Source organism: Chryseobacterium sp. Marseille-Q8038 (genome assembly GCF_965111995.1).
Map to the genome: position 1 here is coordinate 478,132 of NZ_CBCOPN010000001.1, position 14,961 is coordinate 493,092.

The 14,961-nt window shown below is 36.8% G+C and carries 15 protein-coding genes; 6 read left to right on the forward strand and 9 right to left on the reverse strand.

Annotated elements, in window-relative coordinates; all coding sequences use genetic code 11:
• Nucleotides 1–89 precede the first annotated feature (89 nt).
• Nucleotides 90–1,187, forward strand: a complete 1,098-nt coding sequence (locus ACWPWS_RS02135; RefSeq protein ID WP_454045339.1) for an MBL fold metallo-hydrolase — start codon at nt 90–92, stop codon at nt 1,185–1,187.
• On the opposite strand, the gene ACWPWS_RS02140 is transcribed toward ACWPWS_RS02135, so the two are convergent.
• Nucleotides 1,188–1,475 (reverse strand): GNAT family N-acetyltransferase, encoded by a 288-nt coding sequence (locus tag ACWPWS_RS02140; protein WP_105680615.1) that lies wholly within the window; start codon nt 1,473–1,475, stop codon nt 1,188–1,190. It lies immediately after the preceding gene.
• Between the two features lie 558 nt (nt 1,476–2,033).
• Between ACWPWS_RS02140 and ACWPWS_RS02145 the strand changes: the two genes are divergently transcribed.
• From ACWPWS_RS02145 to ACWPWS_RS02160, 4 genes are all read left to right on the forward strand, one after another.
• Nucleotides 2,034–2,492 (forward strand): hypothetical protein, encoded by a 459-nt coding sequence (locus tag ACWPWS_RS02145; protein ID WP_454045340.1) that lies wholly within the window; start codon nt 2,034–2,036, stop codon nt 2,490–2,492.
• 122 nt (nt 2,493–2,614) lie between these two features.
• A complete protein-coding gene (locus ACWPWS_RS02150) occupies nt 2,615–3,520 on the forward strand; it encodes a helix-turn-helix domain-containing protein (RefSeq protein ID WP_209783990.1) in 906 nt (301 codons plus the stop codon).
• A gap of 86 nt (nt 3,521–3,606) precedes the next feature.
• Nucleotides 3,607–4,608, forward strand: coding sequence for an aldo/keto reductase (locus ACWPWS_RS02155; RefSeq protein ID WP_454045341.1), 1,002 nt, complete (start codon nt 3,607–3,609; stop codon nt 4,606–4,608).
• A gap of 85 nt (nt 4,609–4,693) precedes the next feature.
• The gene (locus tag ACWPWS_RS02160; RefSeq protein WP_454045342.1) at nt 4,694–5,686 is read left to right on the forward strand and encodes an MBL fold metallo-hydrolase; all 993 of its coding nucleotides are present in this window, start codon (nt 4,694–4,696) and stop codon (nt 5,684–5,686) included.
• Between the two features lie 325 nt (nt 5,687–6,011).
• Here the strand turns inward: ACWPWS_RS02160 and ACWPWS_RS02165 are convergent, their stop codons facing one another.
• The 7 genes from ACWPWS_RS02165 to ACWPWS_RS02195 all read right to left on the reverse strand — a co-directional run bounded on the left by ACWPWS_RS02165 (nt 6,012) and on the right by ACWPWS_RS02195 (nt 11,803).
• A complete protein-coding gene (locus ACWPWS_RS02165) occupies nt 6,012–6,404 on the reverse strand; it encodes a DoxX family protein (RefSeq protein ID WP_079242171.1) in 393 nt (130 codons plus the stop codon).
• A gap of 36 nt (nt 6,405–6,440) precedes the next feature.
• Complete coding sequence (locus tag ACWPWS_RS02170; RefSeq protein WP_454045343.1) at nt 6,441–7,217, reverse strand: DUF1223 domain-containing protein; 777 nt, start codon at nt 7,215–7,217, stop codon at nt 6,441–6,443.
• A 325-nt stretch (nt 7,218–7,542) separates the two neighbouring features.
• Nucleotides 7,543–8,307 (reverse strand): LytR/AlgR family response regulator transcription factor, encoded by a 765-nt coding sequence (locus ACWPWS_RS02175; protein ID WP_454045344.1) that lies wholly within the window; start codon nt 8,305–8,307, stop codon nt 7,543–7,545.
• On the reverse strand, nt 8,288–9,301 hold the full coding sequence (locus tag ACWPWS_RS02180) for a sensor histidine kinase (RefSeq protein ID WP_209783995.1): 1,014 nt from the start codon (nt 9,299–9,301) through the stop codon (nt 8,288–8,290). The genes ACWPWS_RS02175 and ACWPWS_RS02180 overlap by 20 nt, the downstream gene beginning before the upstream one ends.
• Before the next feature lie 154 nt (nt 9,302–9,455).
• The gene (locus ACWPWS_RS02185) at nt 9,456–9,899 is read right to left on the reverse strand and encodes a hypothetical protein (protein ID WP_454045345.1); all 444 of its coding nucleotides are present in this window, start codon (nt 9,897–9,899) and stop codon (nt 9,456–9,458) included.
• Nucleotides 9,896–10,879, reverse strand: coding sequence for a heme-binding domain-containing protein (locus ACWPWS_RS02190; RefSeq protein ID WP_454045346.1), 984 nt, complete (start codon nt 10,877–10,879; stop codon nt 9,896–9,898). Before ACWPWS_RS02190 ends, ACWPWS_RS02185 begins: the two co-directional genes overlap by 4 nt.
• A 177-nt stretch (nt 10,880–11,056) precedes the next feature.
• Entirely contained in the window at nt 11,057–11,803 is a 747-nt protein-coding gene (locus ACWPWS_RS02195; protein WP_454045347.1) for an SDR family oxidoreductase, read from the reverse strand.
• A gap of 100 nt (nt 11,804–11,903) precedes the next feature.
• Between ACWPWS_RS02195 and ACWPWS_RS02200 the strand changes: the two genes are divergently transcribed.
• A complete protein-coding gene (locus ACWPWS_RS02200; protein ID WP_209783998.1) occupies nt 11,904–12,239 on the forward strand; it encodes a winged helix-turn-helix transcriptional regulator in 336 nt (111 codons plus the stop codon).
• A gap of 252 nt (nt 12,240–12,491) precedes the next feature.
• Here ACWPWS_RS02200 and ACWPWS_RS02205 read toward each other — a convergent pair whose 3' ends face one another.
• A complete protein-coding gene (locus ACWPWS_RS02205) occupies nt 12,492–14,711 on the reverse strand; it encodes an NADP-dependent isocitrate dehydrogenase (protein ID WP_454045348.1) in 2,220 nt (739 codons plus the stop codon).
• Nucleotides 14,712–14,961: the final 250 nt, after the last annotated feature.

Below are 14,961 nucleotides of genomic sequence, written 5' to 3' on the forward strand. Positions count from 1 at the left end.
ATGATAAATTTAGTTAAAAAATGCAGTAAAATGGAATATGTTTTCATGTAAAAGTAAAAGTCAATACATTTGAAGTTTATTTTATACAGATGATTTATTGGATTATTACGACTGTAGCTGTTTTGACAGTTACCTTTTTTATCGTGATTAATATGAAAGCGTTTGGCGGAGTACCCAAAGGAAACAGGCTGAAACGCATCAGGAATTCGAAACTTTATAAAAAGAGACAGTTTCAGAATATAAACCATACCCCTTCCATTACAGAAGGCTACAAAATGTGGAAAGTGACATATGATTTCTTTTTAGGAAAGAAAGATCCGCTGTTGAAACCTTTGAAAACTATTCCATCGCTTCATACTGATTTAAAAAGTATTGATAAGAATCAAGATGTTTTTGTCTGGCTGGGACATTCCTCCTATTATCTGCAGACCGATGGTGTCTCTTTTTTAATTGATCCCGTCTTGAGTCTGTATGGTTCACCTTTCAAATACTTTAATAAAGCATTTAAAGGCTCAGAGATCTTTCAACCCGAAGACATCCCCAATCTCGACTATCTGGTAATAACCCACGATCATTTTGATCATTTGGATTACCCCACTGTAAAATCTATTGAAGGAAGGACGGAAATGGCCATTATACCTTTGGGAGTAGGTGCACATTTGGAAAGATGGGGCTATGCTGAAAACAAACTTATCGAAGAAGAATGGGGAACAGAAGTTGTTTTGAAAAATGATGTAAAAATTGTTTTTACTCCTGCCAGACACTTTTCCGGTAGAAGGGTAAGGCAGAATGATACACTTTGGAGTTCCTATGTTCTGATAACGCCTACAAAAAGAATTTTCTTAGGAGGAGACAGTGGCTATGATTCTCATTTTAAAACAATTGGTGAGCAATATGGACCTTTTGATTATGCTATTCTTGAGAACGGGCAGTATGGAGAGGCGTGGAGGTATATCCATACATTGCCGGAGGATGTTATTCAGGCTGGAACGGATCTTAAAGCAGAACGTATTATTCCGGTGCATGCGGCAAAATTTGCATTGGCACTTCATCCATGGAATGAACCTTTTCAAAAGATAACGGCTCTTGGAAAAGAAAAAAAACTGAATATCCTCACTCCGATGATCGGCGAGGTAGTAGATCTGAATCAGTCAGAACAACAATTTCCACCATGGTGGGAAAGCTGATCAGGCATGCCAGATTTCTTTATATCTTGCAGGGTGATTTTCAAACTGCTGTCTTACAAAATCACATTCCGGATCTACAAGCAAATCCTTCTCTTCTGCGTAGCGTACCAGCTCATCCAGTAATAATTTGGCATATCCTTTTCCCTCACGCTCTTCTTCAAGTTTCGTGTAATATACGATAAGCAGTCTTCCATCAACCTCTATGGACATATAGCCTGCCTTTTTCCCATCTATAAGTAGCTGCAACTCATCCTGATATTGAGATACCTGAAACTTTATATTTTCCATAATAATGTAAGATTTGGATGATTAAAAATAATTTGAGAAGCTCTTCTTAAAAACATTCTCTTCATTAAAATTACGAAATTAAATCATATGAAATAATAGTTTTCAGGAATCTTAACGAATTTTATAACATAAATGTAAAAAGATAAAAGATAAAAGATAAAAGATAAAAGATAAAAGATAAAAGATAAAAGATAAAAGATAAAAGATAAAAGATGTTGTTGTTAAAATTCAATAGGGGTGGGCTTCAGCCCAGCCAGACATTAAAAAATATCCATTGGCTTTAGCCCAAACTTAGAGTACTTACTCTTTAAAAGACTAAATTTAATCCCAGCTTACTGATTATTATTTGCTTATCAAAAATCTCTGTTTAATAAAATTAAATGTTTTCTGAGTGTAATTTTAATATGACTAATCTGTAATAATTTCCTGAAAAATGTGTAAAATATTTTAAAGATAATCAGTTGTTTGTGGTTTTTCTTAACAAATATTAGCATTTGTAATGAAGGATTGGCACTTTAATTGACTATCTCTTCATGTTTAATTTTAAAGTGGAGTGAAATGAAAAAATTAATATTAACAGCATTATTGGTTGGGTCATTCAGTTTGAGTTATGCCCAGTCAGATTATTATAATGATTACAGAAGGAGTATCTCAGATATCAATTGGCAAAGAGTAATTACGGATCTTGTGCTTTCAACAACGCAGGCCAATCAAATCTATGTGCTGAATGACAGATACCATGATTATGATACATGGAACAGAGTTTATGTGGTGGAGCCGGGAAGATGGAGAAACGACCGTTATTCGGAGCTGGAAAGAATTCTGGGAAGAGAAAAGTATATCATTTTTAAAAAGAAATATTATAGAGGTCAGAATCCTGTAATTGTTTACGGCAGAAGTAAAAACGATTATAAAAAATACCGTAAACAACAGGAAAAGTATTATAAAAATCAGGAGAAATACTACAAAAAACAAAATAAACATCGTGGTCATGGACATGATGACGATTGGGATTAACCCATTATCAACTCTATATCACTTTAAATGGCTGGCATGTTTTTGTCAGCCATTTTATTTTTTCAATCCAAGGATTATTTATTATTGTGATTTAATTTGTTTGATTTTTATAACTTTGATCTATGGAATCACACGAGTCACTCAAAGGTTTTTATGAAAGAAACGCTCCCAATCTTGCATCACAGTGTATTGGGGTGAATAAGATGGGACATTTTAATGTCTTTTCAAGAGAATACTGTTCTCCTCTTACCCCTTACAGCAGAAGAGATTATTATAAAATTTCACTGATCATAGGAAAAGGAAAGCTTCATTATGCCGATAAATGGATTAAAGTAGACCGTCCTGCCTTATTGTTTTCAAACCCTATTATTCCTTATTCCTGGGAAGCTGATGATGAAGATCAGAAAGGCTGGTTTTGCCTGTTTACAGACCAGTTTCTGCATAATGGAAGCCGTATGGGAAATCTTCAGGATTCTCCGCTTTTTAAGATTGGAGGAACTCCGGTTTTCTTTGTCAATGAAGAACAGCAGAAAATACTTTCTGAGATGTATACGAAAATGATGACAGAAATCCAGTCGGATTATATTCATAAATATGATATGCTGAGAGCTTATCTTCACCTGATGATTCATGAAACAATGAGGATGCAGCCGGCAGACAGCTTTGAACCTTATCAGAATGCTTCACAAAGAGTGGCTTCTTTATTCATGGAGCTCCTGGAAAGACAGTTTCCTATCGACAGTCCTGAAGCCTTTTTAAAATTAAAAACGCCTAATGATTATGCTCAGAGTCTTTCCATTCATGTGAATTCTTTAAATCGTTCCGTAAAAGAGATTACAGGGAAAACAACCAGTCAGCAGATTACCGGAAGGATTATTCAGGAAGCCAATGCTTTATTGAAACATACAGACTGGAATATTTCTGAGATCGCGTATGGATTAGGTTTCGAAGAACCCGCCTATTTTACCAATTACTTTAAAAAACAAACCGGAATTACTCCTAATGCCTTAAGAATGGATGTTGTTTGAATTTTATAATTCTTAGTTTGAATTCTATATCGTGGTTGGCCGTTACTTGTTCTAATTTTGTCTTGTAAAATTAAATCATACCTATCATGAAATTTAAAAAATTAGGAAACACAGAAGAACAGTTATCAGCAGTCGGACTAGGATGCATGGGAATGAGTTTTGCTTATGGTCCTACCGATGAGCAGGAAAGTATCAATACCCTGCACAGGGCATTAGATTTAGGCGTTAATTTCTGGGATACAGCAGATATGTATGCCAATGGGGAAAATGAAAAACTGATCTCTAAAGTTTTAGTCCCAAACAGAGATAAGATTTTTATTGCAACCAAATTTGGATTCAGGTTTAAAGATGGAAAAGCCAGCCACAGTGGAGCTCCCGGAACTTATTTTGATGGTTCTCCGGAATGGATCAGACAGGCAGTAGATTTAAGCCTTCAAAGATTAAAGATCGATACTATTGACCTTTACTATGCCCACAGAGTAGACCCGAATATTCCGGTAGAAGAAACCGTAGGAGCAATGGCTGAGCTGGTGAAAGCAGGAAAAGTGAAATATATCGGATTATCTGAAGCTTCGGCAGAGTCTATCAGAAAAGCCAACAAAATTCACCCGATCGCAGCTTTACAATCAGAATATTCTATTTTGACCAAAGATGTTGAAAAAGAGATTTTACCAACCATCAGAGAGCTGGGAATTTCTTTAGTTCCTTACTCACCGTTGGCGAGAGGACTTTTTACCAATATTTACGATGTGCAGAACCTTGGTGATGACGATTTCAGAAAATCATTACCACGTTATCAGCAGGAATATCTTGAAAATAATACCAAACTGGCTAACGAAATTAATGAGCTTGCCGCTTCCAAAGGCGTGAAAGGAACTCAGCTCGCATTAGCTTGGGTATTGAACCAGGGAGACGATATTATCCCAATTCCAGGCACTAAGCGAATTAAATATCTGGAAGAAAATATTGCCGCCGTCAATATAGAGCTTTCCCAATCAGATCTGGATACCATTGATGCTATTCTGAAAAAATACCCGAATGTAGGGGAAAGATATACCGAAGGTTCAATGAAATTGGTCAATAACTAAAAGACTATGACACAAAAACTGAGTTCCCGATCATGAAAGGAGCTCAGTTTTTTGTTTTGATAGTTAAAATGAACAGAGCTAAGCTATGAACAGAAGAGAATTATTAAAGAACGGATTATTAGCGGGAACATTAAGTATGATCCCTTTTTCCGGTTTAATGGCAGAAAACAAATCCGTTACTGAAAAAACTGAAGATGATCTTTCCGGTTTTAAAAAATTAAAGCTTGGAGAACTTGAGTTATTTGTACTTACCGATGGGTATATCCGTGAAGAAAATGTGAACACCTTTGCTCCGAGAGCCAATGTTTCGGAACTGAAATCAATTCTTACAGATCATTTCAGACCGGATCATTATATTGATCTGGCAATGAATATCCTATTGATTAAAACAAAGGATAAGCTTATTATGATGGATGCCGGAATGGGGAATTTTGCTGATGAAAGAACCGGATTTTTACTAAAAAGCCTTCAAAAAGCAGGGTTCTCTCCAAAAGACATCACCGATATTTTTATTTCTCACGCACACCCTGATCATATTGGAGGCGTTATCGATAAAAAACAGAATCTGGTTTTTCCGAATGCCAATATTTTCATTTCAAAAATTGAACATGATTTCTGGATGAAAGCTTCCCTTAAAGATTTTAATAACAGTGCTTTGAAAAATCACCCTGAAGTCCTCAATCAGATTATTCCTGCTCTTCAAAACATATTAAAGACCATTCGGACTAAATTGAAGTTCTATGATTTTGAGAATCCGCTGTATAAGTATTTCAGTTTTCAGCTGGCTCCCGGTCATACCCCAGGTTTAACTATTACCGCAATATCTTCGGGGAATGAAAAGCTATTGTATATTGCTGACCTTATCCATTCTGATATCATTCTTTTTCCACATCCTGATTGGGGATTTTCCGGAGACACTGATCTCGATATTGCAACCACTTCAAGAAGAAAAAATCTTCAGCACTTGGCAGAAACTAAGACCAGAGCATTTGCCAGTCATTTACCTTGGCCTGGACTAGGATTTACAAAAACAAAATCCGGCGCATTTGAATGGTTCCCGGAAAGTTTTATGAATTAGGTAATAGGTAATAGGGATTAGGGATTAGGGATTAGGGAGAAACAGAAATAAGTTATCTTAATTAATAGTAATTAAGTGGTCACATTCCCATCCTCCGGAGGGGTGGCAAAAATTCAAAGAATTTTTGACGGGGTGGTTAACTAAACAGAATAATCAAGCATACCAATAATCCAATCAATAGAAGTGTACTTTAGTCCGCTTTTTTAATAAATATTATTCATTCGGCTTTAGCCAAAACTTATTGATTATTACCTTTACACAACAAATCCTCCCGGGCAACGAGAGGATCTGTTTTAACATAAGAAAAGATTAGAGTTTATTATCATTAAGCCTCTCCGAATATCAATTCAGGAGAATATAGTTTTCTGAACATCAGATAAGTCATTGTGAGGACAGAAAAAGCGACTATAGCATCTATTGTAGACGGAAAACCAAGTACCGCTATTTTTGAAAAGAAAGCAAAGAGAATATCAAAGAACATTCCTGCAAATACCCATTCTTTCAGTCTTAACAATCTATTGGGAAGGAGAAGGACAAGAACGCCTGCAATTTTAAAAACACCCAATATATAAATAAAATGAGGAGGATAGCCAAGCTGTTGGGTAATGTCCCATACAACCGGATTTTTTGTAAGTTCAAAGAAACCACTGGCTCCAAACCAAAGTGACATAAAAATAGCTCCTGCCCAATAGATGATTTTTGTTGTTTTTGTTTTCATTGTTGTAGTAATTTTAATTGTTGATGATGTAAAAAATTATTGAAAAGTTGTTTTTGCTGATCCTGAGATTTTTCCGGTTTTAACATTCTGAATAAAGGCTATAACTTCCCAGTTCTGTGGTGAAAAACCTTCCGGAAGTTTGAATGTTGTTGTTCCTCCCTGTTGCTTATTCAGTGAGATCTGGTTTTGCTGGTGTACGATTTGCCAGTGATGCAGATGACGCCCTTCATTTTCACCTTTTCCTACCTGAGTGGAAGAATGTTTTTCAACCAGATTAACCAGAAGCATACTCTGAGAATCAAGGGAAGAAGTTTTATACTGCACATCAATTTTATTTTGAGAAATATTTGCAGATAATTCTACATTTGTTTTTTTAGCGGCAAATAAAGCTTCCTGAATAGCATTTTTGATATTGCCCTCATCAGAACCTACAAATTCCTTTTGTCCGTTGACTACCATCTGTGGCGTATACACCTGTGAATGTAAGATACGGCTGTATTGCTGCTGTCTCTGGGAGTTTTCGGAGGTACTGAATCTATCCTTCCATCCAAGGCGGTTCCAGTAATCCACATGGTAGGAGAGAAGGTAAACAGGTTCATCCTTATATTCTTTTTGAATTTTTCCCATAAGTTCATCTGCCGGAGGACAGCTTGAACACCCTTCCGAAGTAAAGAGTTCCAAAACAGCGAAACCATTGTTTTCTGAAGCTTGCTGTAATGTTGTCTTTTGATCTTTATTTTGATAAATAAATGCTGACGTAGCAAATAATAATGTGGTGAAAGCACTTACTGTGATTAAGTTTTTTAGTATCATGTCTTTTAATTTGATTCAAAAGTAGATACTCTGGAAAGGCAGAAAAATGGAAAAAAGGGTTAACCGGACAAATCAGAGGGTGAATTCGGAAATTTTGAGGGGAAGGATTTTAAGGCTGGAAGCTGGAAGTGGGAGGTTGGAAGTTTTTGGAGTGCAAAGAGGAATTGATGTTTATATTTTTTGATAGTAAAAATATGAGCAATGAAGCTTAAAAAATTAAAGCAAAAGAAAACCCTGATCATCTCAATCAGGGGTATAATGTATTTAAATAAGACTTTTATAGATCATAGTACTTTCAAGTACTTCCAGCACCCAGCTTCTAGCTTCACCTATCCTCCAGCCAAGTAAAGAAACTGTGGGTCTTTTCTTTATTAATAAGAAGCTTTTCAGGTGTTTCAATGGTGAGTTTTACCAATATTTTGCGCTGAAAATAATGTTCCATCTCCTTAATTGCTTTAAAATTAATAATATACTGCCTGTTGACTCTGAAAAATTGTTTGCCAGAGACCTGTTCCGCCACTTGTCCCAAAGGCTGGGTGAGGGGAAACTGTTCTTTTGCAAATGTAACAAGATGAGTGATCTCATTATGGATATAAAAATACGCAATATCTTCAGTAAGAACTGTAGTGTATTTTTGATTTTTAAAAACCAGAAAACTACTCTTACCGGTAGGAGCAGGCTGGTTGATTTTTTGTATCAGCAATTCCAGATCAGGAAGATCATTCTTCTGGAAGAATTTTTTCAGTTCATCAACTTTTCTCAAAGCTTCAGCAATATCTTCCCTGGAAAATGGTTTTAAAACATAATCCACTCCCTTGCTTTTAAAGGCATCCAGCATGTACTGGTCAAAAGCGGTACAAAAAACTACAGGACAGGTGATGTCCACCGATTTGAAAATTTCAAATGAAAGTCCGTCCGAAAGATGGATATCCATAAAAATAAGATCGGGTTTGATCTCCTTTAAGCCTTCAATACTTGCTTCAATACTGTCGTAAACACCCAGTATCTTTGAGTCCGGTTTTAACTCTGAAATTAAATTCTGAAGGGATTTTGCTGCCCTGAATTCGTCTTCAATAATGATTATATTCATGGATTAATGGTAGTTTTATCTGAAATGTTTTTTCGTCTGAATGAATAGTAATATCCTTTTCCAGCAAGTGTTTGTAACGCATTTTAATATTGTCAAGTCCAACCCCTAAAGAATCTTCTGTATTTACTTTTCGCTGTATCGGATTTTCAATCACAATATTACCGTCAGCAGTATAGATTTTAATATGTAAAGGTTTACTTTGTGAAACAATATTATGCTTGATACAATTTTCCACCAGAAGCTGAAGCGTAAAAGGAGGAATAAGAGTAGAGCCGGTTTCTTTTCCAAGTTCATTGGTAAACATAATGCCGTCACCAAAACGTGCTTTCTGAAGAAAAAGATAAGCATTTACTATTTTCATTTCTTCCTGAACACTGATCAGGTCTAATTTTCGGCTTTCGAGGGTAAATCTGTAAAAATCGGAAAGCTTCACAATAAAGTCCACTGTTTCTTCATCACGGGTTTCTGCCATCAGTTTTAACGTATTCAGGCTGTTGAAGAGAAAATGAGGATTGATTTGCTGTTTTAAAAGTTCATACTGAGCTCCAAGATTGTCACTTTTTACTTTTTCCAGTTCCAGCTGCACCTGTTGTCCTGTATAATTGTTCTGAAGAAGATTCAGGAACATATAGCATACCAGATTGATTAAAATTCCTCTTACTTCAATCATCAGCATCACCGGCCCGAAATTAATGTGGGAAAGAATCAGCTGCTGAATCCAGGCCAGCCCAAACATAATCACCATCCCAAAACCCAGGATCACCATCAATCTTGAATAGGAAATATGCTGTCTTCGTTTTTTTGTGCGGTTCAGCATGTAAATATTGATGTACCACATGATGACAGAAAATGCAGCCGTAATTCCGGAGTTGACAACGGCTTCTTTCCAGTTGAACTGATGGGATGCAAGCTGAGGTACAGAAGATAAAATGCCCAGAAAAATAGAGCTTATCCAGATAATGGCCTGTGAGATTTTTATTTTTTGCTGTTGCATGAAATCTGCTGATTTGAAAGGGTTAAATTAATGCTTTTTCTTGAAAATATTATGATAAATAGTGAAACGTAAACTTTTATCCATTTACAGAGTACAATCATTATTAAAAGGCAAAATTCAGGATTCACAAAAAATTACCCTATGGTTACTTTTATTAAGGTCTGATGACTGGTCGGTAGCTCATAAAATACTGTATTCTTCCTTCTTTATCGGGAGAAGTACTTTTTGCCGGATCGTTTTTAATTTCATAAGAAATATTTCCAAGATGATCAGCCTGAACAGTTTCAATACTTAATAATTCTCCGGTGATTGTTCCGCCAATATATTGAGGATTTTCATGATATTTCCAGGTAACCAGTTTCATAACGGTACCCGCTTCCGGTTTCTGAGTTTCCTTTGATAAAGATTCCAGTGCTTTTTCATTTCCGTATAAAGCAGACATTGTTTCTTTCTTAGGATTTAAAGAATTGGAAATGAATTTTAAATTTCCCGGGTCAAAAACAACCCTTGAAAATCCATTATTTGTATCACTATTTTCTTTGCTGCAGGCGGTAAGTGAAATAAGGCTTACCAGTAAAATAAGGATTGTATTTTTCATTTTTTCTGTAAATTTTGGATTAATCTTTGGGTATTTACTTTCATCGGAACATCAAAAAGATAGCCTGTTTGTTCTGCTAATTGTCTGTGGCAGGCAATACAGGATTCTTTAGCGAAAGAAGCTGTCTTTCCGGTTGGATGGAGATCATTTCCGGAGAATTTTGCAAATCCCCAACCCTCAGTATCTTTATACTGTCTGGAATCTTTTACCATAAACTGTGCATTGACAAATTTTCCGGGTCTGATTTCTCCATCAGACATTTCCTGTTGCATCCATACAGATTTTACGACAATACTTCCGTCAGGCCATGGGTGAAAATTTTCTGTTTCCACAGCTTTTACAGCAATATCATTTCCATAAATGACACGGATAGAATGGTCAAAGAGTGTACTCATACTGATCACTTTCCAGTTTTTAAAATCAGGAGTGTATTGAACTCCATTGGGAGAAACCGGAAATTTTGTTGATGCCGGCATGGGTACAATGGATGAGGTTTGAGGGGTTTCAGTACTTTTTTGAGCCGATGGACTTACTGAGGATAATGAAAGGGTATATTTTTTAATGGTTTCAATATCTTTTTGAGTGATTTTAGCCGAAGGGTGAAGAAGGGTATATTCATGAAGAGGCATTTTCCCGCTCTGCATCATATTGAGAATGGCATACATATTTCCCTTATGCTCAGCAGGAGAGAGTTTTTCCCATTCTGAAAAGTTCAGAACTTCTCTGGCTCTTTTGATGTCTTTATTGACAGCCCAGGAAACGGGAGCAATTTTATCATACCAACTTAAATTTTGCTGATTGGAATGGCAGCTAAAGCATGAGTTTTCAAGAATACTGATCACTTCCCTTGGTGCTTCAATTTTTCCAGTAACCGGTTTCCCCTCCAAAGGTTTGCTGAATAGTTGCAATCCTCCGAAGATTCCTAATATAGCCAGAAATACTATGGCAATGGGATTTCTTTTTTTCTTTACGGTATCCATAATGAGTATTGTTTTTATTTTCTGGTTCAAAAGTAGGTGGACAGCACATCCTGTGAAACGGAAAACAGGCTGATCCGGACAAATCAAAAGGTGAATGAGGAATTTTGGGCTCCGAAAAATACACAAGAAAAATCCCGGTCATTGTGTTACCGGGATTTGATAAATCTAATCTATAGTTTATAAAGTAATACCGCCGTCTATCACAATTTCGGTTCCGGTGACATAACTTGAAATCTGATCATCTGACAAATAGGTAACCAGTTTGGCAACTTCTTCAACTGCTCCCATTTTCTTCAATGGAATCTGATCAACGAGATGATTTTGAATATTTTTTAACGTTTCTTCATCAAGACCGGCTTTGCTCATGATCTCGGTTTTTATAGGCCCGGGGCTTATCATATTCACTCTGATTTTTCTCGGTGCTAATTCTGCTGCTGCCGTTTTTGCAATCGAATTCAATGCGGCTTTGCTTGCCTGATACGCTGAACTGTTCGGTTTATAAGTAGAAGCCACAATAGATGATAAGAATATGACAGAAGCGCCGTTATTCAATAAAGGAATGAATTTGCTTAACGTAAAATAAGCGCCTCTGAAATTAATATTCATTACCTGATCAAAATTTTCGACATCCATGTTTTCAATAGGAGTCAGACTTCCGGTAATGCCTGCGTTGATAAACAGAATGTCTATTTTCCCAAACTGTTTCTCTACTTCTCTTTTCAGCAGATCAATATCATCAAGGTTGGCCTGATCTGCAATGAATGGAATGGCTCCAAGTTCCTGAGCCGCTTTTTCTACAGCTTCTTTCCGTCTTCCGGTGATGAGAACCGTTGCTCCTTCTGAAATAAGTTCTTTTGCTGCAGCAAATCCGATTCCGCTGTTTCCTCCTGTTACAAGAGCTACTTTATTACTGAATTTTTTCATTGTAAAATTTTTGACAAAATTATTTCAAAATGGTATACTTTTGTAATCAGTATCACAGAGTATACCAGTATCATTGGTGATATCACTTAACTTTGCAACTATGGAAAGAGATCAAAACGAAGAACTTAGAGCCTTACAGGATACCCTTTATTTTATCGGAGGGAAATGGCGAATTCCTGTGATCAATTCACTTTGTAACGGAAACAGACGGTTCAGGGAAATTGAACGCAGTATTCCCGGAATTACCACCAGAATGCTTTCAAAAGAACTGAAAGATATGGAACTGAATAAGCTGGTAAAACGCACCGTTTACCCGGAAACGCCTGTTCTGATAGAATATGAGCCCACAGAATATTGCCGCACCTTCGGAAATATCATTCAGGAAATGATCAACTGGGGGAGAGAGCATAGGAGAGTGATTGTGGAGGATAGGTAGTGAGAGGTAGCAGATGTTAGGTAGTAGGTTGTAGGGATTAGGGATTAGGGATTAGGGATTAGGGATTAGGGAGTTGCCGATGTTTACCTTAATTAATAAGTACGTGCTCAATATTCCCCTCCTCCGGAGGGGTGTCAAAAATTCTTTGAATTTTTGACGGGGTGGTCTTATCGGTATATTTTTGACAGAGTAGTTAGGAATAAAAAAAGCCCCTTTAAAAAAGGAGCTTTTAATGGTATATCAGAACGAAAATTAGATTCCGTCAATGATTTCATTTAAAACTGTGCTAGGTCTCATAGCTGCATACGTTTTATACGTATCAGTTTTGTAGTATCCTTCAATATTCTGAGGTTTACCCTGAGCACCAATTAATTCAGCATTGATTACTTCTTCATTTTCCTGCATTGCCTGTGCAACCGGAGCAAACTGAGCCGCTAATTCAGCATCAGCTGTCTGGTTAGCCAGTGCTTCAGCCCAATACATTGCCAAATAGAAGTGAGAACCTCTGTTGTCAATCTGGCCTACTTTTCTTGCAGGAGATTTATCTGTTGCCAAGAACTTAGCATTTGCTTCATCCAATGCATCAGCTAAAACCTGAGATTTTGTATTTCCCTGAGTCTGTGCCAAGTGCTCTAAAGAAGCCTGGAGTGCTAAGAATTCACCTAGAGAATCCCATCTTAGGTATCCTTCTTCCAGGAATTGCTCAACGTGTTTTGGAGCAGAACCTCCGGCACCTGTTTCAAATAAACCACCACCATTCATTAATGGAACGATAGAAAGCATTTTTGCAGAAGTACCAAGCTCAAGAATTGGGAAAAGGTCTGTTAAGTAATCTCTCAATACGTTTCCTGAAACAGAGATGGTGTCTTTACCTTCTCTTGCTCTCTTCAATGTTTCAGTCATAGCATCTTTTACATCAAGGATTCTGATGTCAAGACCTGCTGTATCGTGATCAGCAAGATATTTTTCTACCTTTTTGATGATCTCTCTGTCGTGAGCTCTTCCTTTATCTAACCAGAAGATAGCAGGCGTATCAGATAATCTTGATCTGTTTACCGCTAGTTTTACCCAGTCCTGGATAGGAGCATCTTTAGTCTGACACATTCTGAAGATATCATCTTTTTCTACTTTCTGAGAAAGAAGAACGTTTCCAGCTTCATCCTGAACTTCTACAGTTCCGTCAGCTGCTAACTGGAAAGTTTTGTCGTGAGAACCATATTCTTCGGCTTTCTGAGCCATTAAACCTACGTTTGGAACAGATCCCATTGTTGTAGGGTCTAATTTTCCGTGCGCTTTCATATCATCAATTACAGACTGGTAGAAACCTGCATAAGAACGGTCTGGAATGATACAAACGGTATCTTCCTCATTTCCTTCTTTGTTCCACATTTTACCTCCGCCTCTTACAAGAGCAGCCATAGATGCGTCAACGATAATATCAGAAGGTACGTGGAAGTTAGTAATTCCTTTGTCAGAATTTACCATTGCCACTCTAGGTCCTTCAGCTAAAGCTTTTTCAATATCAGCTTTGATGTCAGCTTCCTGAGCATTTCCTTTGATTTTGTCAAAAAGATCAGCAAGACCGTTGTTTGGATTGATATCTAAAGACTTGAAAGTCTCAGCATATTTAGTAAATACTTCTTTGAAGAAAGTCTCCACGATAGCCCCGAAAATGATTGGGTCAGAGATTTTCATCATTGTCGCTTTAAGGTGAGCAGAAAGAAGTACATTTCTTTTCTTAGCCTCCTCAATTGCCTCCTGAACAAATACTCTTAATGCATTTAAGTTCATTACAGAAGAATCAATTACTTCACCAGCCTGAAGACCTGCGAAATCTTTTAATACAGATTCAGAACCGTCATTTCCTTTGAATACGATTCTGTATTTTGTAGCGTTTTCTAATGTTGTAGAAGTTTCTGTACCGTAGAAATCACCATTGTTCATGTGAGCTACGTCAGTTTTGCTGTCAGATGCCCAGTCGCCCATTCTGTGAGGGTTTGCCTTTGCATAGTTTTTAACAGCTTTTGGAGCACGTCTGTCAGAGTTTCCTTCTCTTAATACAGGGTTTACAGCACTTCCTAATACTTTAGCATATTTAGCTTTGATGGCTTTTTCTTCATCATTTTTAGGCTCTGCAGGATAATTTGGAACGGCAAAACCTTTCCCTTGTAGTTCAGCAATTGCTGCATCCAGTTGAGGTACAGAAGCCGAAATGTTAGGTAACTTAATGATATTAGCATCAGGTTGTGTTGCCAATTCTCCTAGTTCTGCCAACGCATCACCAATTTTCTGTTCGTCTTTTAAAAACTCAGGGAAGTTGGCTAAAATTCTTCCTGCCAAAGAAATATCCGGAACTGCGATTTCGATATCTGCTGATTTTGTGAAAGCTTTTACGATAGGTAAAAACGAGTGAGTAGCCAGCATTGGAGCTTCATCAGTAAGTGTGTAATAGATTTTTGATTTTTCTGACATTATACTGTTATTTTTTATTTGAAATTTTAAGTCCCACAAATTTAGTAAATATCATTGTTTTATTTGGGATATTTCCATAAAAAAAAGAGGCTTTTCTGTCTTTAATTTTATATCTGTCTCATTGTATTGCTTCCGGATGTGCTGTCATTAATTCTAAAAATAATGGTAGACTTTAAACGATTGAACTTTTGCCGTCTCAAGCTTAGTTTTTTTAAGAGCATCGGCATATAAGTAATTCTATGTGAAAACT